The sequence below is a fragment of the Pseudoalteromonas sp. PS1M3 genome, from assembly GCF_016865405.1.
In the GTDB taxonomy this organism is placed as follows: Bacteria; Pseudomonadota; Gammaproteobacteria; order Enterobacterales; family Alteromonadaceae; genus Pseudoalteromonas; species Pseudoalteromonas marina.
Window position 1 is genome coordinate 1,059,279 of sequence record NZ_AP022624.1, and the last position, 23,269, is coordinate 1,082,547.

Annotated in this window: 20 protein-coding genes, 3 tRNA genes and 2 pseudogenes; 9 read left to right on the forward strand and 16 right to left on the reverse strand. The window is 40.2% G+C overall.

Translation table 11 applies throughout. From position 1 onward, the window contains the following. Positions 1–276: 276 nt before the first annotated feature. The 9 genes and pseudogenes from PS1M3_RS04850 to PS1M3_RS04890 form a co-directional block, all read right to left on the reverse strand. Complete coding sequence (locus PS1M3_RS04850) at positions 277–621, reverse strand: hypothetical protein (protein ID WP_203986552.1); 345 nt, start codon at positions 619–621, stop codon at positions 277–279. 45 nt (positions 622–666) lie between these two features. Next, on the reverse strand, positions 667–942 hold the full coding sequence (locus PS1M3_RS20025; RefSeq protein WP_239104482.1) for a hypothetical protein: 276 nt from the start codon (positions 940–942) through the stop codon (positions 667–669). A 234-nt stretch (positions 943–1,176) separates the two neighbouring features. Further along, positions 1,177–1,767: pseudogene (locus PS1M3_RS04860) on the reverse strand (IS66 family transposase); the annotation flags it as partial. 78 nt (positions 1,768–1,845) lie between these two features. Further along, positions 1,846–2,610 carry an IS21-like element ISShfr5 family helper ATPase IstB gene (gene istB, locus PS1M3_RS04865; protein WP_008111090.1) on the reverse strand — a complete coding sequence of 255 codons (765 nt, stop codon included), beginning with the start codon at positions 2,608–2,610 and terminating at the stop codon, positions 1,846–1,848. A gap of 28 nt (positions 2,611–2,638) precedes the next feature. Then, positions 2,639–4,183, reverse strand: a complete 1,545-nt coding sequence (istA, locus tag PS1M3_RS04870) for an IS21 family transposase (RefSeq protein WP_008111092.1) — start codon at positions 4,181–4,183, stop codon at positions 2,639–2,641. Positions 4,184–4,355: 172 nt separating this feature from the next. Then, a pseudogene (locus PS1M3_RS04875) lies at positions 4,356–5,264 on the reverse strand (IS66 family transposase); the annotation flags it as partial. Between the two features lie 77 nt (positions 5,265–5,341). Then, positions 5,342–5,692 (reverse strand): IS66 family insertion sequence element accessory protein TnpB, encoded by a 351-nt coding sequence (gene tnpB / locus PS1M3_RS04880; RefSeq protein ID WP_036956871.1) that lies wholly within the window; start codon positions 5,690–5,692, stop codon positions 5,342–5,344. Beyond that, positions 5,689–5,991, reverse strand: a complete 303-nt coding sequence (locus tag PS1M3_RS04885) for an IS66 family insertion sequence element accessory protein TnpB (RefSeq protein ID WP_138741057.1) — start codon at positions 5,989–5,991, stop codon at positions 5,689–5,691. The genes tnpB and PS1M3_RS04885 overlap by 4 nt, the downstream gene beginning before the upstream one ends. Before the next feature lie 64 nt (positions 5,992–6,055). Then, positions 6,056–6,238 (reverse strand): hypothetical protein, encoded by a 183-nt coding sequence (locus PS1M3_RS04890; protein WP_203987339.1) that lies wholly within the window; start codon positions 6,236–6,238, stop codon positions 6,056–6,058. 702 nt (positions 6,239–6,940) lie between these two features. On the opposite strand from PS1M3_RS04890, the gene PS1M3_RS04895 reads away from it, so the two are divergent. From PS1M3_RS04895 to PS1M3_RS04935, 9 genes are all read left to right on the forward strand, one after another. Then, a tRNA-His gene (locus PS1M3_RS04895) sits at positions 6,941–7,016 on the forward strand. Between the two features lie 13 nt (positions 7,017–7,029). After that, positions 7,030–7,106 (forward strand) — tRNA-Pro (locus tag PS1M3_RS04900). 70 nt (positions 7,107–7,176) lie between these two features. Further along, positions 7,177–7,253, forward strand: a tRNA-Pro gene (locus PS1M3_RS04905). Positions 7,254–7,610: 357 nt separating this feature from the next. After that, positions 7,611–8,915 carry a trigger factor gene (gene tig / locus PS1M3_RS04910; RefSeq protein ID WP_008126620.1) on the forward strand — a complete coding sequence of 435 codons (1,305 nt, stop codon included), beginning with the start codon at positions 7,611–7,613 and terminating at the stop codon, positions 8,913–8,915. 165 nt (positions 8,916–9,080) lie between these two features. Next, positions 9,081–9,698 carry an ATP-dependent Clp endopeptidase proteolytic subunit ClpP gene (clpP, locus tag PS1M3_RS04915; RefSeq protein ID WP_008126622.1) on the forward strand — a complete coding sequence of 206 codons (618 nt, stop codon included), beginning with the start codon at positions 9,081–9,083 and terminating at the stop codon, positions 9,696–9,698. 133 nt (positions 9,699–9,831) lie between these two features. Continuing rightward, the gene (gene clpX, locus PS1M3_RS04920) at positions 9,832–11,115 is read left to right on the forward strand and encodes an ATP-dependent protease ATP-binding subunit ClpX (protein WP_006794855.1); all 1,284 of its coding nucleotides are present in this window, start codon (positions 9,832–9,834) and stop codon (positions 11,113–11,115) included. A 149-nt stretch (positions 11,116–11,264) separates the two neighbouring features. Continuing rightward, the gene (gene lon, locus PS1M3_RS04925; protein ID WP_203986554.1) at positions 11,265–13,625 is read left to right on the forward strand and encodes an endopeptidase La; all 2,361 of its coding nucleotides are present in this window, start codon (positions 11,265–11,267) and stop codon (positions 13,623–13,625) included. A 210-nt stretch (positions 13,626–13,835) separates the two neighbouring features. Beyond that, the gene (gene hupB / locus PS1M3_RS04930) at positions 13,836–14,108 is read left to right on the forward strand and encodes a nucleoid-associated protein HU-beta (RefSeq protein ID WP_008111035.1); all 273 of its coding nucleotides are present in this window, start codon (positions 13,836–13,838) and stop codon (positions 14,106–14,108) included. Positions 14,109–14,279: 171 nt separating this feature from the next. Next, the gene (locus PS1M3_RS04935; RefSeq protein ID WP_008126628.1) at positions 14,280–16,181 is read left to right on the forward strand and encodes a SurA N-terminal domain-containing protein; all 1,902 of its coding nucleotides are present in this window, start codon (positions 14,280–14,282) and stop codon (positions 16,179–16,181) included. 104 nt (positions 16,182–16,285) lie between these two features. Here the strand turns inward: PS1M3_RS04935 and PS1M3_RS04940 are convergent, their stop codons facing one another. From PS1M3_RS04940 to pspF, 7 genes are all read right to left on the reverse strand, one after another. Further along, complete coding sequence (locus PS1M3_RS04940) at positions 16,286–16,768, reverse strand: VOC family protein (RefSeq protein ID WP_203986557.1); 483 nt, start codon at positions 16,766–16,768, stop codon at positions 16,286–16,288. Positions 16,769–16,841: 73 nt separating this feature from the next. After that, positions 16,842–17,603, reverse strand: coding sequence for an ATP-binding cassette domain-containing protein (locus PS1M3_RS04945; RefSeq protein ID WP_008126631.1), 762 nt, complete (start codon positions 17,601–17,603; stop codon positions 16,842–16,844). Further along, positions 17,603–18,595, reverse strand: a complete 993-nt coding sequence (locus tag PS1M3_RS04950) for an oligopeptide/dipeptide ABC transporter ATP-binding protein (protein ID WP_006793653.1) — start codon at positions 18,593–18,595, stop codon at positions 17,603–17,605. Before PS1M3_RS04950 ends, PS1M3_RS04945 begins: the two co-directional genes overlap by 1 nt. Beyond that, positions 18,596–19,489: an ABC transporter permease subunit gene (locus PS1M3_RS04955; protein ID WP_006793652.1), complete on the reverse strand. Its 894-nt coding sequence runs from the start codon at positions 19,487–19,489 to the stop codon at positions 18,596–18,598. Next, entirely contained in the window at positions 19,476–20,510 is a 1,035-nt protein-coding gene (locus PS1M3_RS04960; protein ID WP_008126634.1) for an ABC transporter permease subunit, read from the reverse strand. The genes PS1M3_RS04955 and PS1M3_RS04960 overlap by 14 nt, the downstream gene beginning before the upstream one ends. After that, the gene (locus tag PS1M3_RS04965) at positions 20,510–22,117 is read right to left on the reverse strand and encodes an ABC transporter substrate-binding protein (protein ID WP_008126635.1); all 1,608 of its coding nucleotides are present in this window, start codon (positions 22,115–22,117) and stop codon (positions 20,510–20,512) included. Before PS1M3_RS04965 ends, PS1M3_RS04960 begins: the two co-directional genes overlap by 1 nt. Positions 22,118–22,132: 15 nt before the next feature. Beyond that, positions 22,133–23,197 carry a phage shock protein operon transcriptional activator gene (gene pspF / locus PS1M3_RS04970; RefSeq protein ID WP_008126638.1) on the reverse strand — a complete coding sequence of 355 codons (1,065 nt, stop codon included), beginning with the start codon at positions 23,195–23,197 and terminating at the stop codon, positions 22,133–22,135. Positions 23,198–23,269: the final 72 nt, after the last annotated feature.

Consider the following 23,269-nt stretch of genomic DNA (forward strand, 5'->3'; position numbering starts at 1 on the left):
ATCTCAAATTCAAACTGCTCAAACTATTGAAGATGGTGATGTTGATTTGTTTTAGGCTGAAGCTAAAGTCACTTTGTTTTTCAGTAAGGGAATAATTTCTTTTTAAGTCTTAGCCAAATGGAGTTTTCGCTCTAACGCAACTGTGTCCAAGAATGAATTTATCCGATCGATGTATAGATCACTCATAGCAGGTCTAAACAACTGTGCGATTTAATCGAATCGATAATTAAAAAATGGGCAGATTAGATTTGAGACAGTTTATATAAATGTGTCCAGCTAAATACTAACATTACTGTTTCTAAGTAATTTTTGTAACAGCAACAATACTAATTCTCTTTGAAAATACTGATATTTGTCTTCAATGTCCAAATTAGAAATTTTATGAAGATTTTTTTCGCCAGTATGTTTCCTGATTCTGTCTATTTGTTTTTTCTCAAAGACATAGATTTTGTCAGCCCAATCCAGCATATCTTCAGTACAAAGAGTTGTGCCTGCCTTGCTTACATATTTTTTGCTCAAACCTGCTGACTTGTAAATATTGCCGTTATCTAGAGCGCTAAATAGCTCTTGCGCAGTTCGGCTTCGATTAATGTTGGAGGTGCATAGAAATAATATGTTCATTTACGTTACCTGCTAACATAATATGAGAGCTGATCATTGCACGGTTTAGACAACATTCAATTGCTTCATCTGTTCAGAGGTCAATACAGTTAAATTATATTGATAACCTTCTTCCAAATTTACTTTTTGCCACAATGCGAAATTCGCTCGTTGCATACCTTGAGCATGAGATAGAAACCAACCTGCACGAAGTGAATTTGGGTTTTGCTTATTTAACGAAATGACAATTTTTTCGCAAAGATGAGCAACTAAACTTACTCGTTCTTCTACTTGTTCTGCATGACTCCCCGTGGCGAAAAAAACAACGCACTCATCAGACATAGCATTGATAAGCATCAAAAGTATTTTGAGGCGGGAGGGTATAGTCCAATTTAAATTAATAATACCGCCTTTTACATGATCGAGTTCGTCCAGCGTAATGATTCTTTCAATTGGCCTACTGAAATTTTCCGCGACAAACTCTGGAGTAGCTTGTAAAGGCTGCTCATAAATAATGAATACTTTTTTTAAAGGAGGGAGCTTGTTTATTATTTGTAAGCGTCCGGCAATCTACACCTAGCTTTTGATATTCCAAGGCAGTAAATCATCGATTTGGCAACCCGGTTTGCAGATTTGGGTTAAATAATAGCTAATATAATCGTAAGGTATTAGTCCGTTGGCCTTTGCCGTTTCCACTATGCTGTAGAGCATTGCACTGGCGTTGGCCCCATTAGCTGTTTGGCTAAACAGCCAATTTTTGCGGCCAATGACAAAGGGTTTAATCGCCCGCTCAGCGCGATTATTGTCGATAGACAAATGACCATCTTCAACATATTGAACCAACTTATCCCATTGATTCAGGCTGTAGTTGAGCGCTTCCCCTAATTTGGATTTAGGTAAGGTATTGAGCAAAGATTTTTCCAACCAAGCTTTATATTGGTTAAGTAATGGCTCCGACTCTTTTTTCCGGATGGCTTGTTTTTCAGGCGCTGTTTTATCTTTGATTCTGGTTTCAATTCGATACAGTTTTTGAATATGATTCAACGCCCAATTTGCTTTGCCCGTTTTTCCTTTGGGTTGCGCTTTTTCAGCTTCATCAAACTTACGCCGTGCATGTGCCCAGCAGCCAGCAAGCTTAGCTTTAGTTTGGTCATACCCTTGGTAACTGCGTAATACCATGATGCCGATCGCTCAATACCATTCAAGCCGATCACTTTTTTGTCTGTCAGTAGACCTCAGTAAAATCTAACTTGAGTGATCGGCATCAGTCAAGAAATTTAGTTTTTTTCGCATCGACTCGCCTTTTAATTCCAACTTTATCGCCCCGTGCACAAGCCTATCTAGAATCGCATCCGCGTGTGTCGATTCTCCGATCATTTCATACCAATTTTCTATCGGTAATTGACTCGCTATTAAGGTCGATTTTGTATCATATCTTGCATCAATTAATTCCAGTAAATCACTCCGTTGTTGAGCCGTTAATGGCTCTAATCCCCAATCATCTAAGATCAGTAAATTGGCAGAGCTAAGCTTGTTGATCAGTTTTCGATAACTACCATCGGCTTGCGCTAGAAACATCTTTTCTAATAGCTCTTTGAGCCTAAAATAATAAACGCTACTCCCTTGTTGGCAGTGGTTTTGACCAAGCGCGCAAGCGAGGTAAGTTTTGCCACAACCTGTTGCTCCTGTGATCAAGATGTTTTGGTGAAGACGAAGCCATTCACCTTGTGCTAATGAACGGATCTGAGCTTTATCGAGTTGTCGTGCTGCGCCATAGTTGAGTTGGGCAAGTGTGCCGCCAACTCTGAACTTTGCTTGTCGCGTTAGGCGATCTATTTTACGCTGATCACGCTGCGTTATTTCATGTTCAAGCAATAAACTTAGCCGCTCTTCGAAGCTTTGTTCAACGTATAAATTGGGTTGCTCGTATTGCTGCAATAGCGCATCACGTATGCCGCTTAGCTTTAAATTACTTAACTGATTATTAACTTGTTGATTGATATTTTGCATAAGTCTTCCTATGGTTTGTTAATTTTTATTAATGGTAATAGTGGTTGCCACGGATATTTTTATGATCAATATCTTGTAGTAAATCACCTTGAGCTTGTGGCAAGGGTTGTTTATCCAAGCCTTTTTCTAAGATAGTCTTTACTTGTTTAACGCGAGTAACACCTGTGGTTAATGCGCGATGACAGGCGGCTTCAAGACGTTGATCACTAAACTTTTTACCTAGGCTTAATAACCCCATACAAGCACGGTAGCTTTGCTCTGGATGTTTTTTAGCTTGCATCAATTGCATAACAAACTGCTCAGTTGATGTGCCAAATTTACTCGCCCAGCGTTCGAACCGCTGTGGTGTCCATTGTTGCTGCTTTTGATGAGCGATAGGCATATGCAGATCAAGCGTGGTGTGCGCACCTTCTCGGTATGATCTGGGGTGAACAGCGACTTGTATGCCTTGATGGTAGAGTGTCACCAACTTCCCGGAGGCATGGGCTTCAAGCTTTTGTTTAATTAAGGTATGTGGCACTGAGTAGTAGTGCTTTTCAATTTCCACATGATAATCAATATGCACGCTCACCTGTTTTACTAAGGTATAGCTGTAAGGCTGTGTAGGCAGTGGTTTGAGTGCAGGTCTGTCGATAGCATCAAACTGACTGAGCCGTGAGCCAGGATGCTTTTTCATTTTACGTTGATTTAAATCGACCAGTAATGCTTGTATTTTCAGGTTCAATTGACGCAAGCTAAAGAAGGTTTCATTGCGAAGGCGCGCCATTATCCAACGTTCAACAATTTGCACACCCACTTCAGCCTTAGCCTTATCCTTTGGTTTATAGGGTCTAGCGGGCACAATGACCGTATCGTAATGTGTCGCTAGTTGTTGGTAGGTTGGATTTAAGTCAGGCTCATATCGACACGGTTTGGTGACGGCACTTTTAAGGTTGTCAGGAATTATTAGCTCAGGAACTCCGCCAAGAAACTCAAAACAACGGGCGTGACTCATCACCCAATCTTCGAGTTTCTGGCTGTAAGTCGCTTCGGCATAGGTATAATTTGATGCACCCATGACCGCAACGAACACTTGTGCAGTACGACATTCGCCTGTACTTGTATCAACAATACTCATGGTTGGGCCACAGTAATCCACAAACAGTTTTTCACCTGCTTTATGATTTTGTCGCATGGAGGGTTTTTGGCATTTAAGCCATGCCTTGTACTGACGGCAGAAGTGAGTGTAACTGTAAAAACCTTCCGCGTGCCGCTCTTTGTATTCTTCCCAAAGCAGCAACAACGTCATGGTTTTAGGCCGAAGCTCTTGCTGAACTAACGACCAGTCAGGAATGGTAAAGCCCTTTAATCGAGGCTTTGTTTTGAAGAACGCTTGTTGCAGAGCGTGATCATCCCACTTCTCATCAAGCGGCCAGTAAGTAATATCTAACTCTGCTGATTTACAGGCATATTTAGACACGATTGAGGGTGAAACAGATAAGCTTGTTGCTATCTGACGATGACTGAGTTTACAGCTGTATTTTAGTCTTAAAATCTCTTTAAGTTTACGCATTGAAATAGGTGCCGTTGGCATGGTCATTCTCATCATCAAAAATGAAAAGAATAACGGTTAAAAACACCTACTGGCTAGACAAAAACGTGTACAAATTGAACGATACCATTCAAGCCGATCACTCAATACCATTTTGACCGAAAAGTGATCGGCTTAGATAGTATTAGGTGATCGCGATGCATGAGAATACGCAGTAACCATCCACTTGAAGGTAACCTGTATAATTAAGTAAAAAATTCGCAGGATAACAACCTGAACGACCCGGCTGATATTCATACAGTACGATATTTTTAAATGGGTTATTTGCTACAGGCGTGTCAGTACCTGTGCAATATAACCACATATAGGATTTTGTTTTGTCATCACTCACCACATTGACTGTGGTCTCGTCCGCTTGAATGACATGTTGCTCTAATAAGATTTGATGCAATTTGTCATACAGTGGTTTAAATAAACTGGCACATTTGATTATCCAGTCACTCATGGTTTGTCGACTGATTTCAATGCCGTGTTGTTTAAACATGGTTTCTTGCCGATAAAGCGGCAGAGCGTATTGATATTTACTGGTGATGATTTGGCTGAGTAAGCTTGGTGTTGCAATGCCTTTAGGAATTGGACTCGCTGGCATCGGGGCTTGTTTGATTTGAACTTGTGTTTCGTTTTGCTCACAGGCTCGGCAGCTGTATTTAGGTCTAACATGTTCAATCACTTTGATTTGAGCTGGAATAAATTCAAGTTTTTCAGATTTATCTTCACCCATTTTATGCATTTCACCACCGCAGCAGTCACAGCTTTTATTTTCGATGTCGTGCACAATCACTTCGCGTGGTAAATCAGCCGGTAACGCAGTGCGTTTAGCTTTTTTACGGGTGTAAGTAACGGTTTCGTTTTCAGCTTCAACTTCACGTTCTAACTCAGCGATGTCTTCCGCTTCGTTAAATAAATCACCTTGTGCAGGGTGGCCTTCGGTTGATTTACCGAATTGTTTTTGTTGGGCTAATTTGAATTGTTCTTCTAAATACGCGATTCTGGAATCTTTATCCGTTACTTGTTTTTCAAGTTCGGCAATGCGTTTGAGAAGTTGCTGCTCTAGTTCAGTCATAGGGGGTATTTTACCCTGTAACTCGCTGATTATCTGCATGTTATTCAGATTAAAAGCTGATCAGGTATGAGCTAAAGTTATAAGCTCAAGTTTGATAAAATCAGCGGTTTATGACCAACAATATCAAAGCCATCGAGCAGCCAGTGCAGTTGTTGCTCAGATAAAACAAGCTGGTTTTCATGCTCGGCATTCGGCCATTTAAACTTATTGTTTTCTAATCGCTTATGCCACAAAGCAAACCCCGTTTTATCCCAGTAAAGGATTTTGAGTTTATCTTTGCTTTTGTTGCAGAAGATAAATAAAGCACCGGACATCACATTTAAATTCATTTCAGCGACAACAATATTAGCTAAACCATTAATCGATTTTCGAAAGTCCACCACTGGGCGGTGCAGGTAAATGTCACTTGGCTCAACAAACATTTTCATTTAACTAAACCTCTAATCAAATCAGACAAATACTGTGCAGAGGTTGAACCTGGCAATTTTAATTCTCCAACCTGCAAAGTCAGTGTGATATGGGCAGGCTCAACGATTTCTTGCAAACGGGTTTGTTCAGTTTGAATGGTCACTTTGCTGAAACTAGATTGGGCGGTTAATTGTTTGCGGTACTTATAAAAAGTGGACGTTGCTAAGTTATTTTGCTGGCAAAAATCTTGTATGTTTAAACCAGAGCCTGGTTGTCGGTGAATTAAATCTAGCCATTGTTGTGTTCGATTGGTTTGCATAACTCACTCCTGTTATTAAAAAGAAATGAGCTTAGCGAATATAAAATAAATGTTTAGGTGTGGTTTAGCCGACGGTTACTATTATTTCACTTATTAAAAGCTGTTCTCTAGCCCCTTTGCAGTTACCTATTACGACATAACCTTTTGCGTTTGAGGGCATTTGTAGTGTGTAGTCAGGTTCTGGATAAGACCGCAGTGTTCGATTTAGCTCTTCTATCGACTCGACGGGCAATTGATCTTCTTTCATGTTTATATCTTATTTTTTTAAACAATAAATTGATATTAACCTATTGATTTGTATAAAGTAAATAATACACGATGAGCACTGCCTGTGAACAAATAATTAGCATTGTTCGATAACTATATATTTTATTTGAAATTTTTATACAGCTTTTGAAATTTTCACTTGAGAAAGTAACCTAGAAAAATTAAAAATTTAGAGTTGCAAATATCCACTGTCTATATACGGGCAGATATGTATAGAAATAAAGTAACCATAGAAAATTAATACGCAATGCGTATGGGGTAAAATAGTGTAGTCATCGTCTCATTAGGGATTGATATACCACCGAACTGAAGCATTAATGTTTAAGAGGGTAGAGCGCTTGCCTTACTCTCTACTAAAAGAACAGCTATAATTAGCAATTAACTAGTAACGTTTTACCTAACTTATATGTGCGTATATATGCACTGGGTTTGTTTGTTTTTTTATGCATTAAGTGCATAAAAAAGTTTGACTTTGGAAATGAGCTATATATAATGCGCCTCGTTGTTTAGAGAACTCACGGAGAGTCTCGAAGGCGTTATAAATAAAGGGATTTTTCCTTGTAGGATTGTTATACGGAATTTATGTTTTAACCCACCCACCCACAGTTTAGTGGTTGGTTTAGGTGGATATAAAGGTTCGAATCCTTCTGGGTGCGCCATTTGAAAACATGTAAATATAGCGGTGATTGTAGCTCAGTTGGTAGAGCCCCGGATTGTGATTCCGGTTGTCGTGGGTTCGAGCCCCATCAGTCACCCCATTTACAAGAATATCGGCGATTAGCGCAGTTTGGTAGCGCACTTGGTTTGGGTCCAAGGGGTCGCAGGTTCAAATCCTGCATCGCCGACCACTTTCTCAAAGTGGTTTTAAACGCTCTGTTTAATTGTTCAGTATGAAAAAAGAAGCTTAGCCTTCAATGTCGGCGATTAGCGCAGTTTGGTAGCGCACTTGGTTTGGGTCCAAGGGGTCGCAGGTTCAAATCCTGCATCGCCGACCATTTTCTTATTTATAACTCCTCTGTATTTTTTTAAAATCTATTTTTCTATTGCAATAAATAAAACTCAATTAAACAACTGAAAATAACAGTTAGCCTGTTTTTTACTCGGTTAGGTGCTGTAGTACCCAATCTATTCCAAATAATTGCCCCCCATACTCGACTATCATAAATATTAGGTTATAATGCCGCGTCTATTGTTTAACATAGTGCCCTAAGGGCAAAGCAGCAATGGTATCTCATGGTAGCGACGGATGCTTTTAAGTGTGAAAAATCGCTTAAACTTTATCAAGACTCATGCAGATCACTTTGTTTGTAAGGAAGGCGAACAGTCGCCAAAATTGAATATTGAGGTAAATCATGCAAGTTTCTGTTGAGACGACCCAAGGCCTTGAGCGCCGTATAACTATCACCGTTCCTGCAGAGAACGTTGAGACCGAAGTAAAAAAACGCCTACAACAACTGTCAAAAACACAGCGTATAGATGGTTTCCGTGCTGGTAAGGTACCTGTATCTGTAATTAACAAGCGTTTTGGCGCTGCAGTTCGTCAAGAAGTTGCTGGCGAAGTAATGCAACGTAACTACATTGAAGCAATCGTTGCTGAAAAAATTAACCCTGCTGGCGCGCCTTCATTCGCTCCTAAATCACTTGAAGCAGGTAAAGATTTAGAATTCTCAGCTACATTTGAAGTTTACCCTGAAGTTGAAGTTCAAGGTTTAGACAAAATTGCTGTTGAAAAACCAGCGGTAACAGTAACTGACGAAGACTTAGCAAACATGCTAGAAACTCTTCGTAAGCAACATGCAGAGTGGGCTGAAGTTGATACAGCTGCCGGCGAAAGTGACCGTGTAACAGTTGATTTCGTAGGTACTATCGACGGTGAAGTATTTGAAGGCGGTAAAGCTGATGACTTCCCATTAGAGCTTGGTCAAGGTCGTATGATCCCAGGTTTTGAAGATAACATCGTTGGTAAAAAAGCAGGCGAAGAAGTTGTTGCAGATGTAACATTCCCTGAAGATTACCATGCTGAAAACCTTAAAGGTAAAGCAGCTCAATTCACTATCACAGTGAAAAAAGTAGAAGCGCAAGAGCTTCCTGAATTAAGCGAAGAGTTTGCAACTAAATTCGGTGTTACCGAAGGCGGCGTAGACGCGCTTAAAGAAGAAGTTAAAAAGAACATGACGCGTGAACTTGACCAAGCGGTTAAAGCTAACGTTAAAGACCAAGCAATCAAAGGTCTTTTAGAAAACAACGAAATTGAAGTGCCAAAAGCACTTGTTGATCAAGAAGTTGACGCATTGCGTCAGCAAGCAGCTCAACGTTTTGGCGGCGACGCTAAAAACATGCCTGAGCTTCCAGCTGAATTGTTCCATGAGCAAGCTGTAACACGCGTTAAAACTGGTCTTTTATTAGGCGAAGTAATCAAAGCTAACGACATTAAAGTTGATGATGCTAAAGTTGAAGCATTAATTGCAACAGTGGCTTCTGCATACGAAGATCCAACTGAAGTAGTAGAATACTACAAAGCAAATGATCAACTTATGCAACAAATGCGTAATGTTGCAATGGAAGAGCAAGCTGTTGAAGCTATTTTAGCTAAAGCAAATGTTTCAGACGTTGAAAAAGCATTTGATGACATCATGAATCCGCAGCAAGGTGCTTAATAAGTCATTGACTTAAGCTCTCGCTAACGATTAAATGGCTCGTGTTACACTGTTTAAACAGCGTGCCCGGGCCATTTTTAGTTTTTGGCTCTTAATTTGCGAAAAACGATAACTATGCTTCCTTATAATAAGGATAAGTATAAGCGCATAAGGAATTAAATAAGTATGAATACTGGTATTACAGATCCCCTAAATGCATTGGTCCCTATGGTTGTTGAGCAAACACCAAAAGGTGAGCGCTCGTATGATATTTATTCGCGACTTTTAAAAGAGCGTATTATTTTTTTAACAGGCCAAGTTGAAGACAACATGGCAAACCTAATTTTAGCGCAAATGCTATTTTTAGAATCAGAGAACCCTGATAAAGATATTTTCTTATACATAAATTCACCGGGTGGCTCAGTAACTGCTGGTATGGCAATTTACGACACAATGAACTTTATCAAACCTGATGTGAGTACTATTTGTGTAGGACAAGCAGCGAGCATGGGGGCATTTTTGCTTACCGCTGGTGCTAAAGGTAAACGTTTTTGCTTACCTAACTCACGTGTAATGATCCACCAACCTTTAGGTGGTTTCCAAGGTCAGGCGTCTGACTTTGAAATACACGCCAAAGAAATACTATCTATTAAAGATAAGCTAAATCGCTTAATGGCAGAACACACGGGTCAGCCGTTAGATGTGATTTCAAAAGATACTGATCGTGACAACTTCATGAGCGCTTCAGAAGCTGTAGAGTATGGCTTAGTTGACTCAGTATTTGCAAATCGCGATAAAAAGTAAGCGCTTGGTGAGCAGGGGACCTGTTAATCACTTTTAGTTACTATGCGAAAAACAATAAATTTTGTTATAGTTAAGCGTATTGAAATAGCCACCATAAACCTTGGTGGCCAACGTAATAAGATGAGGTAGCTGAATGTCTGACACTCCTACAGACGGCGACAAAAGTAATAAATTGTTATACTGCTCTTTTTGTGGCAAAAGCCAGCACGAAGTACGCAAATTAATTGCAGGCCCTTCAGTATACGTTTGTGATGAATGTGTAGAGTTGTGTAACGATATTATCAGGGAAGAGATCAAAGATATTGCTCCTAAGCATGACTCGTCTGATAAACTACCTGTTCCAAAAGAAATTCGAAAACACCTAGACGACTACGTTATCGGCCAAGACCATGCGAAAAAAGTATTGTCTGTTGCTGTTTACAACCATTACAAACGTCTTCGTAATCAATCAACCAAGCAAGATATTGAGCTTAGCAAAAGTAATATTTTGCTAATAGGTCCGACTGGTAGTGGTAAAACATTATTAGCAGAGACGCTGGCTCGTTTACTTGACGTACCGTTTACAATGGCTGATGCAACGACACTTACCGAAGCCGGTTACGTGGGCGAGGATGTAGAAAATATCATCCAAAAACTATTGCAAAAATGCGACTACGATGTGGAAAAAGCACAGCGTGGCATTGTATACATTGATGAAATAGACAAAATTTCTCGCAAATCAGATAACCCATCAATCACGCGCGATGTGTCGGGTGAAGGTGTGCAACAAGCATTACTTAAGCTGATTGAGGGTACGATTGCTTCTGTGCCTCCTCAAGGTGGACGCAAACACCCACAGCAAGAATTTTTACAAGTAGATACGTCTAAAATCTTGTTTATTTGTGGTGGTGCGTTTTCAGGGCTTGATAAAGTCATTGAGCAACGTAGCCATAAAAATACTGGCATTGGTTTTGGCGTTAGTGTTAAAGAGTCTGCAGAAACGCGTTCTTTAAGCGAGACGTTTAAAGACGTAGAGCCTGAAGATTTAGTAAAGTACGGTTTAATACCTGAATTTATTGGCCGTTTACCTGTAGTTGCTACACTCACAGAGTTAGATGAAGCTGCACTCGTACAGATTCTAAGTGAGCCTAAAAACGCGATTACTAAACAGTTCTCAGTGTTATTTGGTATGGAAGATGTAGAGCTTGAGTTCCGTGATGATGCTTTATCTGCTATCGCTCACAAAGCGATGGTTCGTAAAACCGGTGCACGTGGTCTTCGCTCTATCGTAGAAGGTATTTTACTAGATACCATGTACGAACTTCCATCTATGGATGATGTCAGCAAAGTAGTTATTGACGAAACGGTAATTAAAGGTGAGTCTGATCCAATCTTGATATATGAAAATAATAATCAAGATAAAGCAGCATCTGAATAGTTTTTAAGCTATTTGCATTAAAAAGGAGCCTAGGGCTCCTTTTTTTATAATTAATTTAAACGAGTCGGGGAAAATTGTTGAACTTTAATGTGGTTATCCCCATATACTTGAGTAATCTTTTAAATAAATGAAGTGCGAAGAGAAATATAATGACGCTTGAGAGAACCGACCAAGTCGAAATCCCAGTGCTAGCACTGCGCGATGTTGTGGTGTATCCACACATGGTGATCCCGCTTTTTGTAGGCCGTGAAAAATCAATAAAATGCCTTGAAGCGGCAATGGATAAAGACAAACAAATTTTCTTGGTTGCACAAAAAGATGCAACTGTAGACGAACCAGAGCAAGATGATATTTATCGCATTGGTACTATTGCAACTGTACTTCAATTATTAAAACTCCCTGACGGAACAGTAAAAGTATTGGTAGAAGGCACACAGCGCGCTGAAATCAAAGACTTCGTTGATAACGACGAGTTTTTTGTTGCCGATGCTCAATTTATTGAATCAGATTTAATTGATGAACAAGAGCAAGATGTATTTATTCGAAGCGCAATTAGCCAATTTGAAGGCTATGTAAAGCTCAATAAAAAAATTCCACCAGAAGTGCTCACTTCGGTATCAGGTATTGATGAACCAGCGCGACTTGCAGACACAATGGCTGCGCATATGCCGTTAAAAGTGCCTGAAAAACAAAAAGTGTTAGAAATTTCAAGCGTGACTGAGCGCTTAGAATACCTAATGGCCCTGATGGAAGGTGAAATCGACTTATTGCAGGTTGAGAAGAAGATCCGTACCCGCGTTAAAAAGCAGATGGAAAAATCTCAGCGCGAGTATTACCTCAACGAGCAGATGAAAGCCATTCAAAAAGAGCTTGGTGAACTTGATGATGTTCCTGATGAGTTTGAAGCGCTCAAAAAGCGTATTGAAGAATCGGGTATGTCATCAGAAGCACAAGAAAAAGCCACGACAGAACTTAATAAACTTAAGATGATGTCGCCAATGTCCGCTGAGGCAACGGTTGTACGTTCTTACATCGACACATTAATTAACGTGCCATGGAAAAAACGTTCAAAAGTTAAAAAAGATTTGGCTGGTGCACAAAAAATATTAGACAGCGAACACCATGGTCTTGATAAAGTAAAAGAACGTATTTTAGAGTACCTAGCGGTACAACAGCGTACTAACAAGCTTAAAGGTCCAATTTTGTGCCTTGTAGGACCTCCAGGTGTCGGTAAAACATCACTTGGTCAGTCGATTGCCCGTTCTACTGGCCGTAAGTATATTCGTATGGCGTTAGGCGGTGTTCGTGATGAAGCCGAAATCCGAGGCCATCGTAGAACGTATATTGGTTCTATGCCAGGTAAGCTAATTCAAAACATGACAAAAGTAGGGGTCAAAAACCCACTATTTTTATTAGATGAAATCGACAAAATGTCTTCAGATATGCGTGGCGACCCAGCTTCAGCATTGTTAGAAGTACTGGATCCTGAGCAAAACAGCCATTTTGCCGATCATTATCTTGAAGTAGATTTTGATTTATCGGATGTTATGTTTGTCGCTACTTCGAATAGTTTTAACATCCCTGGTCCTCTTTTAGACCGTATGGAAGTTATTCGTTTGTCAGGATATACAGAAGACGAAAAGCTTAATATTGCAAAAGAGCACCTGATCACTAAGCAAGTAAAGCGCAACGGCTTAAAAGACAACGAGATTGAAATAGACGATAGTGCAATTATCGGCATTATTCGCTATTACACACGTGAAGCGGGTGTCCGTAATCTAGAGCGAGAAATTTCTAAGTTGTGCCGTAAAGCTGTTAAAAATATTCTGATTGAAAAAGACACTAAAACGGTGACTATTAATCAAGATAATTTAGAAGAGTACTTAGGCGTTCAACGTTTTGACTATGGTAAAGCAGAAGACGGTGATCGTATTGGTCAAGTTACAGGTCTTGCATGGACTGAGGTTGGTGGTGATTTACTGACAATCGAATGTGCAGCCGTGCCAGGAAAAGGTAAATTGACCTACACCGGTTCACTTGGCGATGTAATGCAAGAGTCGATTCAAGCAGCAATGACCGTTGTGCGTAATCGTGCTGATACTTTTCGCATCAGCAGTGATTTTTATGAAAAGCGTGACATTCATGTTCACGTTCCTGAAGGTGCAACACCAAAAGATGGCCCAAGTGCTGGTGCAGCCATGGTGACTGGTCTGGTATCGAGTTTAACAGGTAACCCAGTTAAAGCTGATGTTGCTATGACTGGCGAAATAACGCTTCGTGGTGAAGTTCTGCCTATTGGTGGCTTAAAAGAGAAGTTACTAGCTGCGCACCGTGGTGGAATAAAAACCGTTATTATTCCAAAAATTAACGAACGTGACTTAAAAGAGATCCCAGATAACGTACTGGCAGGTCTTGATATTCACCCAGTGACATGGATTGATGAGGTGTTAAAACTTGCTTTGGTACATCCTGTTGAGAGTTTTTCAGTCGAAACAGAGAAAAAGCAGTAAAAAACGTAAAAAAAGTGCTTTTTAGGGCTTTTCAAATCTAAACGGTATGATAAGTTAAGCACTGGTTTTCAAGCCTAGGCCTTATGTGGCCTAGGCTCAAGAAAAATATAATCATGTGAGCATTACAAGTTTGCTCTAAAATTTTCAAAAAAGTGATGTTAGTTTAAAAAACCATCGCTCTTGATAATAACAATGAAAGAGGATGATATTGTGAATAAATCTCAATTAATCGATCAAATCGCAGCTGATGCTGACATTTCTAAAGCGGCTGCAGGTCGTGCACTTGATTCATTCATCGAATCTGTATCTGGCGCGCTTAAAGATGGCGACTCAGTTGCACTTGTTGGTTTTGGTACTTTCTCAGTACGTGAACGTGCTGCACGAGCTGGCCGTAACCCACAAACTGGTGAAACTATTCAAATCGCTGCTGCAAATATTCCAGCTTTCAAAGCCGGTAAAGCGCTTAAAGACGCAGTAAACTAATCAATAGTTTAAACAGATTAGTTATGGCGAAAGTAAAGTTACTTAATCAGCCTAACAGTTGAATTGAGTAACTTTACCGCTAGTTACTTCAAGTGAAAAAGCGTATCTGGTAAGATACGCTTTTTTTACATGTGACAAGGTATTGAGCCTTGATCAAAAAGAGATAAACAAATGCTTGAGAAAATCAGAGAAGGTTCGCAAGGACCTGTAGCCAAAATAATTTTAGGCGCGGTGATTTTATCTTTTGCTTTAGCAGGGATCGGTAGTTACCTAGGTCAAACCACGGAACAACCTGTTGCTGAAGTAAACGGAGTTAAAATTAGCCAAACGGAATTTAACCGCGCGTACCAAAACGAACGTAATCGTTTAGAGCAACAATTTGGTGAGTACTTTACACAAATTGCTGCAGATCCAAATTATATGGCACAAATTCGTCAAGGTGTAATTGACCGCTTAGTACAACAAGAATTGCAATCACAGTTAGCGGCAGAATTAGGCCTTCGCGTAAGCGATGATACAGTTCGTAAAACAATTTTAGAATTGCCTTACTTCCAACTTGGCGATAAATTTAATAACGATCGTTATTTACAAGTAATTCGTCAAATGAACTTCCAACCAGATACTTTTCGTGAATACCTTCGCGAAGATATGACGCGCAGTCAGTTAGTATCAGCAGTTGCAGGCACAGACTTTGCGCTTGAAAGCGAGCTTAAAAGTGCTATTGCTCTTCAACAACAAACTCGTAGCATTGATTACTTAGTAATTAATAAAGAGTCACTTGCAGATAATGTCGAAGTATCAGAGCAAGAAGTTTCAGATTACTATGACCTAAATGCATCGCAGTTTTTATCACCAGAACTTATCTCGGTGAACTATGTCGAATTGAAAGCTGAAAATATTGTTGTTGGTTCAGTGACTGAAGAAGATGTGAAAGCGTCTTATGAGCAAAATAAGGCGCAATATGTTGAGCCTGAAAAACGCCGTGTGTCACACATATTAATAGATAATAGTGAAGACGATGATGCAGCTAAAGCTAAAGTCGATGCGCTTTATGCTGAGCTTCAACAAGGTGCAGACTTTGCTGAACTCGCAGAGTCTTCATCTGATGATATCGTTAGCGCAGAGATGGGCGGTGACATTGATTGGATTGAACGTGATGTAATGGATCCTGCATTTGAAGATGCAGCATTTTCACTTGAAGCGAAAGGTGATTTTTCAGAAGTGGTTGCGTCAGAGTTCGGTTATCACATCATTAAACTGACTGATATTCAGCCACAACAAGTTAAACCATTTGATGATGTAAAAGCGGACTTACGTGCTGAATTAGAGCGTGCTGAAAAAATTGATGCGTTTTACGATAAGCAAACCGAAATGGGTGCAATCGCGTTTGAAATTTCAGATCGTTTAGATGATGCAGCAGAAGTTGCTGAACTAGAAGTTCAGTCAACCCCTCTTTTAGCATTGAACGCTTTACCTGAGCCGTTAAATACACCGGCTGTTATTACTGCACTAACATCTGTTGACTTACTTGAAGACAGAGTTAACTCTGAAGTTATTGAGTTGGGCGATGAGCACATTGTTATCGTGCGTATTAACGAGCATCAGCCAGCGTCAACCAAACCTTTAAGTGATGTAAGTGAACAGATTAAAACACGCTTGGTAAATGACAAGACCTCTGAGCTTGCCAAAGATAAAGCGCGTAGTTTGTTTGCTGAAATTCAAGCAGGTAAAAGTTTGAATGATATTGCAACTGAGCAAGACTTAACGCTTCGTCAAGAGTCACAACTAAATCGTCAAAGTTTTGCTGTGTCGCCTGCGATTGTTACTCAGGCATTTAAAATGGCTCACCCAGCAGACACTGCAGTGATAGATGTTGTTGACTTAAATAACGGTGATGCAGCGATTGTTGCACTTAACTCAGTGACAGATGCTACAGTAACCGCTGATATTGACCCACAAGCTAAACAAAGCATTACAATGGCTCAAGCAAACAAAAACTATATGGTTTTCATAGAGTCGCTTAAAGCTAAAGCTGAACTTAATTTACCAGTAGTTGAACAAGCTGCTGAATAAGTTAATTTTGGTTATTAAAAAAGGCGCCTCTGAGCGCCTTTTTTATTGCTTTAAATTCGGGTGTGCTTATACCACTGCGTCATAATACTAATCATTTTAGGGCGCTAGATAGGCCTTGCAATAAATTCAATACGGTTACCGCTAGGCTCTCTTATCATCATGTGCTGCGCAGGGCCTTTACCCAAATTCTCTGGTGCAAATTCTATAGTAATATTATTTTGCATTTTTAAGTGCTTATGCAGCTTGCTTAACTTTTCAATACTCTCAACACTGAGTGCTAAATGGTGCAGGCCCACATTTTTTGCTCGATTAAACTCTACACGTTTTTCATTATTCTTAATTCGCCACAATGTAATGGTTGTTTTTTTATTAGATAAAAAGTACGCAGGATAAGTTGGATCATTTCCCAGCACTTTAAAACCAAGCACATCAGTAAAAAACGCTTTAGATGAATTTAAATCTGAAACAGTTAAACCTAAATGATCAATTCCGCCAACCCAGTTTTTAACTTTGTTAGAGGGCTCGGCAATAGCAGAGGCTGATAAAATCAGTAGGGGAGTAATACTAAGTAGTGTGTGTTTGAGCATGGAGTGGCCTTGTTAAAAAGTAAAAGTTAATAACAAGACCTTCTAAAATGCACTTACATAACAAAAAATTGCATTAACAGCTTAATAGACGCTGCGTTATTTTTGACTGAGGGTTATTAAATACATTTTCTGTTAAACCATACTCAACCACCTCGCCTTTATCTAGCACTATGACTTGATCACTAATATGGCGTACTAAACTAAGGTGATGGGTGATCATGACATAAGTTAAACCCGTTTCACGTTGTAACTTGAGTAATAAATTTACTATTTGGGCTCGTATAGATGGGTCTAAAGACGATACGGCTTCATCGAGTACCATCACCTTAGGATCTAAAATAAGCGCCCTGGCAAAAGCCACACGTTGTAATTGTCCAACACTGAACATATGTGGATAGTAATGTTGGTGATCGACTAGCAATCCAACTTTAGAGAGTGTTGTATTTATTTTTTCTGAGCGCTCTTCTTCATCAAAGTCCGTATTGTATTGCAAGCAATCATCAAGCATGTCGCCAATAGTTAAACCTGGGTTTAACGACGCCCCTGAGTCTTGAAAAATCATTCTAATGTGACGACATTGGTTATCACGAATACCGTTATCTTCTATTACATTGCCTTCAAGTAATATTTGCCCAGTGTTTGCGTTATCGGCACCGGCAAGTAACTTAGCTAACGTACTTTTCCCCGAGCCTGTTTCACCAATTACGGCAATGGTTTCACCTTTACCAATACAAAAAGAAATGTTTTTTAGCACTTCAAATTTTTTGCGTTTAAATAAACCCGCTCGCACATCAAATGTTTTAGATAGCGCTTGTACTTTAAGAGTAGGCTGCATTACTTCACCTCCTTTATAAGCGGAAAGTGACAAGCGTAGCTGTGCCCACTGTGTTTAGTGAGGACAGGTGTAACTACACAATCTTTTTGTGCTTGTGGGCAACGTGGCCCAAGTCGGCAACCAATTGGTAAATGTTGTAAAGTAGGAATAGTACCTTTAAGCGCATAAAACGGTTCTTTATGAGCCAAGCCCTGCTCGTAATCTGGCAAGCTTTTCAAAAGTGCTTGTGTGTATGGATGGCGAGGTTGCTTAAATATTTTATGAGTTGGACCTGCTTCAACCATTTGCCCGCAATATAAAACATGAATCCCATGAGACCAATCAGCAATCTCTTCAAGCTCGTGTGAAATCATTAAAATAGACATATTCTTGAGTTGATTAAGGCTTTTTAATAACCTAAACACTTGCGCACGGGTAGTACTCTCAAGTGCTGTAGTCGGCTCATCAGCAATCAATAGCTTAGGTGTTCGGGCAATTGCCATTGCAATCATTACCTTTTGGCACACACCTTCTGAGAGCTCATGAGGGTAGCTGTCTAGTACCGCTTCATGGTTTTTGATACCAACTTTATGGATAAGTGCTTTAACGCGGTCTTTTCGTTCGCGATTTCGTTTTAAAAAGAACCCCTTGCGAGCGACTTCAGGTAAGGTTTCAGCAATTTGATTAAAAATTTTCGCTGTAGGGTCAAGGCAACGGCTAGGATCTTGATAGATCATTGCAATATCTTTGCTAACCGTTTGTCTGCGTTGCTCCGGAGTGAGGCGCATTAGGTCAACACCACGCCAGTGAATTCTATCAGCGGTTATATTCCAGCGTTCGTTTAATACACCAACGATTGCTTTTGCGATTAGGCTTTTACCTGAGCCTGACTCACCTACAAGCGCATGCACTTCACCTTCTTTTAAGCTAAAGCTGACCCTGTCAACTGCTCTTATAACTGTTTCTGAAGTGCGCAGTTCAATGGTTAAATTTCTAACATCTAATAATTGCATTTAATCGGCCTTGCGCTCTTTTAGCACTTGTCTAAGTCCATCGCCTACTAAATTGGTCGATAATACCGCTAAAAATAATAATACGCCTGGTAAGGCAACCGTCCAAGGTGCTAAATAAATTAGGCCAAGGTTTTCTGCCAATATGGCACCCCATTCAGTGGTTGGGGGTTGTGCGCCTAACTTTAAAAAACCCAAAGCAGAAATATCTAGTATGGCCGTAGACAGTGCCATAGTAAAAATAACCACTATGTGTTCGTAAATATTAGGAAAAATACCGCGCGATATAATATGCCAATTTGAAGCGCCGTCGAGCTTAAAAGCCGTAATGTAATCTTTGCTTAGCTCTTCTACTATTAGGTTTCTAATCGAGTGAATAAACTGCGGTAGTAAGGCTAAAATAATAGCCCATACTGTATTCATCAAGCCCGGGCCTAATACTGCAATAATGATAATAGCCAATAATAAAGACGGTATTGAAAGAGTGATATCAAGTAAGTGGTTCAAAAAGCTTGAACGCATACCTCGACTAATGCCAGCAAATGTGCCGACTAATACACCAATTATGGTGGTCAATAATGCAGCGACGACCGATAAACCAAATGTATAGGTTGCGCCGTTCATTAAACGCGACAACACATCACGTCCTAAATCATCAGTGCCTAAAATAAAACGCACATCGCCCATTTCTCGCCACGAGGGTGGAATAAGTAGCGCATCACTGTGCTGCTGGTTTACCCCATAAGGCGCTAAAAATGGTGCGCTGGCAGCGAGTAAGGCAAATGCCAAAAACACCCATAAACCAACAAGGGCAGGGTGGTTGTTTTTAAATTTTCGCCAAAATCGCGCCAGTGGCGATTTATTCGACTCTTCAGAAAATACCTTAAACTTTGCCATGGGCTTGGTTCCGTGAGAGTGGGTCGAATAAACTATAAAGAAGTTCGGTTGTTATAGTGGCTAAAATAACAAATAAGGATACAGCCATTAGGCCTCCCTGAATTGCAGGAAAGTCGCGCTGGTAAATACTGTCTATCAACCAGCGGCCAATACCAGGCCACGAAAAAATAACTTCGGTGATCATAGCAAGTGTTATTAGTGTACTGAATTGCAGGCCAATTTTTTTAATTACCGGTAAAAGCGCATTGCGCAGTGCATGATGCATGATTAATTGGCGTCTGTTTAATCCCTTCGCGCGTGCTGTTTTAATAAAATTTTGATCCATTATTTTCAACATTGATTCGCGGGTAAATCTTACAAGCACGGTGGTTGGGTATGTGGCAAGCACAATTGTGGGCAGTGTTAAGTGGTGTAATGCATCTACAAATGCCATTCCTTTATACGGAAAGCCGGCAAGCATGATATCAATGAGCATAAACCCGCTGGCTGCTGGAATTTCATAAAGAAGCCCCATTCTACCCGACATAGGAAACCACCCCAATTTGAGCGAAAAAATCATAATTAGTAATAAAGCTAACCAGAATACAGGCATAGAATAGCCCACAATAGTGGTTGAATTAATAAGCTTATCTGGCCAGCGATTGTAATACGCTGAGCCTATAATACCTGCAGGCACGCCAACAAATATAGACACAATAAGTGCATAGACACTAAGCTCTAACGTCGCTGGTAATAAATCAAGAATATGTGAAAAAACATTGTCGCCAGAGGCAAACGATAATCCCCAATCACCCTGAAAAACTCGCCCTAAAAAGGCGAGGTATTGCATAAAATAATTACTGTTATAAAAGTATTTATCTTCTAATTGCGTATTTTGAGAAAAATTATTACTCGGAACCCCACTTAAATTACTTAATGGATCACCAGGGAATAAGTACGCCAACGAAAATGTAAAAATGCTGAGCATGAGCAACATAAAAAGTAATAAACCAAGGCGGCGTAAAATATAATCGAGGATCATTACTTTTTCCTCGCATTGGCTAACGAAATAGCCCCAAATGGGCCAAGCTCTATGCCGTCTACATCGGCACTGCTTGCTTGAAACCGTAACCCATGAGCAATGGGCAACAAGGGTAATTCATCCATGATAAGCGACTGCACATCTGCGTAGTATTTTTTTCGCATATTTAAGTCTGTCGTATCGAGTGCTTGCGCCAGTAATAAATCAAATTTAGGGTTGCACCAATTGGCTGGGTTTTTGCCACTAAATGTTGCTGAGCAGCTTAATAACGGGCTAAAGAAGTTATCGGGGTCTGGCGTATCTGCTGCCCAGCCGAGGAGCACGCTATCGTGTCTGTGCTCTCCAATTCTCTGAATAAACGTATTCCACTCGTATTCTACAATACTGACGTTAACACCTACTTTGCGTAAGTCACTTTGCATTAATTCAGCCATTTTACGTGCATTGGGGTTATAAATACGACTCACTGGCATGGCCCAAATATTCATATCAAACCCATCAGAAAAGCCGGCTTCAGCGAGTAGCTTTTTAGCAAGGTCAGGGTCAAATGATGGCATACTTGTTTGAGCGTTAAAAGCCCATGAGGTTGGTGGTAACATCGATTCGGCACGTGTTCCATTACCGTAATATACCGCTTGCATTATTTTATCTGTATCAATTGCATGTGCAAGCGCCTTGCGAACTCGAATGTCGTCAAAAGGTGGGCGTTCTGTGTTAAAAGCCCAGTATCCAACATTGAGGTTGGTTTCTTTTTCAATATTAATATCTTCACGCTGGGCTAAAATACTCAACTGAGCACTACTAGGATGAGCGGCTAAGTCACACTCTTTAGTAAGGAGTTTTGCGATTCGGGCTGTGCCATTAGGGGTAATGTCGTAAACGAGTTGTTCAAGGGCAACGTCGTGTTTCCAATAATCGGGGTTACGGTAAAAGCGGACTAAATTATCACGGCGATATTCACGATAAATATAAGGACCAGTGCCTACAGGGTATTGATCAAAAAATTCTTCTTGCTCTGCAGCTTTACGTTTCATTGCATACTCGGCCGATAAAACAACCGCAAAGTCAGTGGCCATGTTAGCTAAAAAACTACTTTCAGCATTAAACAACTCAAATCTAACTTGGTGGTCAGACACGCGAACAATTTTACGAATAAGCTGATCAACGCCTACACTTTGAAAATAAGGGTAACTGGCATCACCCACAAAATGATAAGGGTTGTACACATCAAATAAGCGGCTAAAGGTAAAAATTACGTCATCGGCGTTAAAAGTGCGGCTAGGTGTAAAGTACGCGGTGGTATGAAATGGTACGTCTTTTCGAAGAGTAAAGGTGACCGATTTACCATCTTTACTTACTTTCCAATCTGTTGCGAGTTCGCTTTGAAACTCAGCAGTAACCGGATCAATACTTATTAAGCGGTCATAAAGCTGATTGGCAATAATATCAATAGTTGAGCCTGTGGTTGTCACTTGTGGGTTAAACGACACAGGGTTTGCCTCGGCGCAATAGACCAAGCCTTGGTTTTTTTCTTCAATAACGCGTTCTTCACTATCTAAGCAGCCAACTAAAGTGCCTGCTAGTAAAGCAAGTAAAAATTTATGCACACGCATAACCTCTAACTATTGTTGATCCAACAAATTGTATTTTTTTAGATACCCACGTAATTGATGATACGTTAAACCAAGGACTTCTGCAGTTTTCTTTTGATTAAATTGGCTATGCTCCAGCGCTTTGTTAATCATATTTATTTCAAATTCATTTGAGCGTTCTTTTAAGCTACAAGGAAATTGAATATTGGCTTCAACTTTTTGCTCAGAAACGTTTACAGGCGCTGCAACAGAAACAGGCTCAGCACTAACATGTTGAGTGGTTATTGGTGCTTTAATACGCGCTTTAGGTCTAAATGGACTTTCGAATGGGTCTAAAATAATCTGGTGAACGGGAATATGTTCACTTCCGTGGCGATATAAGCTACGTTCAACCACATTTTTAAGCTCACGAATATTACCAGGCCAGTTATACGATAAAAGCGTTTCTGTAGCGCTTCGAGTAAACCCGCTGAATAACTCCCACTCTAAATCGCGTGCCATGTTCATCGCAAATTGCTCTGCAAGCAGCATAATATCGTCTTGACGTTCACGCAGTGGGGGAAGCGTTATTACATCAAATGCTAATCTATCAAGTAAATCACTTCTAAACTCACCTTGTTCAGCAAGGTGTGGTAAGTCTTCATTGGTGGCGCATACTAGGCGAGTATCTACTTTTACAGTTTGCTTGCCGCCAACACGTTCAAACTCACCATACTCTATAACGCGTAGGAGTTTTTCTTGCACCATGGCGGAAGTATTTGCTAATTCATCCAAAAATAGTGTACCGCTGTTAGCTCGTTCAAAACGGCCTTCGTGACGTTTACTGGCCCCCGTAAATGCGCCGCTTTCATGACCAAACAATTCACTTTCGAGCAGGTTCTCGTTCAATGCAGCACAATTTAGTTTTACGTAGTTTTGATCCCAACGTTTAGATAAAAAATGCAGGCGGGCAGCTATAAGCTCTTTACCTGTGCCTCGTTCGCCAATAATAAGCACCGGCTTATCTAGATTAGCTAGTTGCGATACTTGATCCAACACAGATAAAAAGCTGTCTGATTGGCCCAGTAAATTGTCTTGTTGGCGATATTGGCTCATATTCCCTAAGTCTTAGTCATTTTTACTAACTGTTAGTGTATTTCATAATTGTGAATAACTAAAGTAATTTGT

Excerpts from the sequence above, each read along its gene's own strand:
- PS1M3_RS04850 (WP_203986552.1), bottom strand. The coding sequence starts at position 621 with ATGAACATATTATTTCTATGCACCTCCAACATTAATCGAAGCCGAACT.
- PS1M3_RS20025 (WP_239104482.1), bottom strand. The coding sequence starts at position 942 with ATGTCTGATGAGTGCGTTGTTTTTTTCGCCACGGGGAGTCATGCAGAA.
- istB (WP_008111090.1), bottom strand. The coding sequence starts at position 2,610 with ATGCAAAATATCAATCAACAAGTTAATAATCAGTTAAGTAATTTAAAG.
- istA (WP_008111092.1), bottom strand. The coding sequence starts at position 4,183 with ATGCCAACGGCACCTATTTCAATGCGTAAACTTAAAGAGATTTTAAGA.
- tnpB (WP_036956871.1), bottom strand. The coding sequence starts at position 5,692 with ATGAAAATGTTTGTTGAGCCAAGTGACATTTACCTGCACCGCCCAGTG.
- PS1M3_RS04885 (WP_138741057.1), bottom strand. The coding sequence starts at position 5,991 with ATGCAAACCAATCGAACACAACAATGGCTAGATTTAATTCACCGACAA.
- PS1M3_RS04890 (WP_203987339.1), bottom strand. The coding sequence starts at position 6,238 with ATGAAAGAAGATCAATTGCCCGTCGAGTCGATAGAAGAGCTAAATCGA.
- tig (WP_008126620.1), top strand. The coding sequence starts at position 7,611 with ATGCAAGTTTCTGTTGAGACGACCCAAGGCCTTGAGCGCCGTATAACT.
- clpP (WP_008126622.1), top strand. The coding sequence starts at position 9,081 with ATGAATACTGGTATTACAGATCCCCTAAATGCATTGGTCCCTATGGTT.
- clpX (WP_006794855.1), top strand. The coding sequence starts at position 9,832 with ATGTCTGACACTCCTACAGACGGCGACAAAAGTAATAAATTGTTATAC.
- lon (WP_203986554.1), top strand. The coding sequence starts at position 11,265 with ATGACGCTTGAGAGAACCGACCAAGTCGAAATCCCAGTGCTAGCACTG.
- PS1M3_RS04935 (WP_008126628.1), top strand. The coding sequence starts at position 14,280 with ATGCTTGAGAAAATCAGAGAAGGTTCGCAAGGACCTGTAGCCAAAATA.
- PS1M3_RS04940 (WP_203986557.1), bottom strand. The coding sequence starts at position 16,768 with ATGCTCAAACACACACTACTTAGTATTACTCCCCTACTGATTTTATCA.
- PS1M3_RS04945 (WP_008126631.1), bottom strand. The coding sequence starts at position 17,603 with ATGCAGCCTACTCTTAAAGTACAAGCGCTATCTAAAACATTTGATGTG.
- PS1M3_RS04950 (WP_006793653.1), bottom strand. The coding sequence starts at position 18,595 with ATGCAATTATTAGATGTTAGAAATTTAACCATTGAACTGCGCACTTCA.
- PS1M3_RS04955 (WP_006793652.1), bottom strand. The coding sequence starts at position 19,489 with ATGGCAAAGTTTAAGGTATTTTCTGAAGAGTCGAATAAATCGCCACTG.
- PS1M3_RS04960 (WP_008126634.1), bottom strand. The coding sequence starts at position 20,510 with ATGATCCTCGATTATATTTTACGCCGCCTTGGTTTATTACTTTTTATG.
- pspF (WP_008126638.1), bottom strand. The coding sequence starts at position 23,197 with ATGAGCCAATATCGCCAACAAGACAATTTACTGGGCCAATCAGACAGC.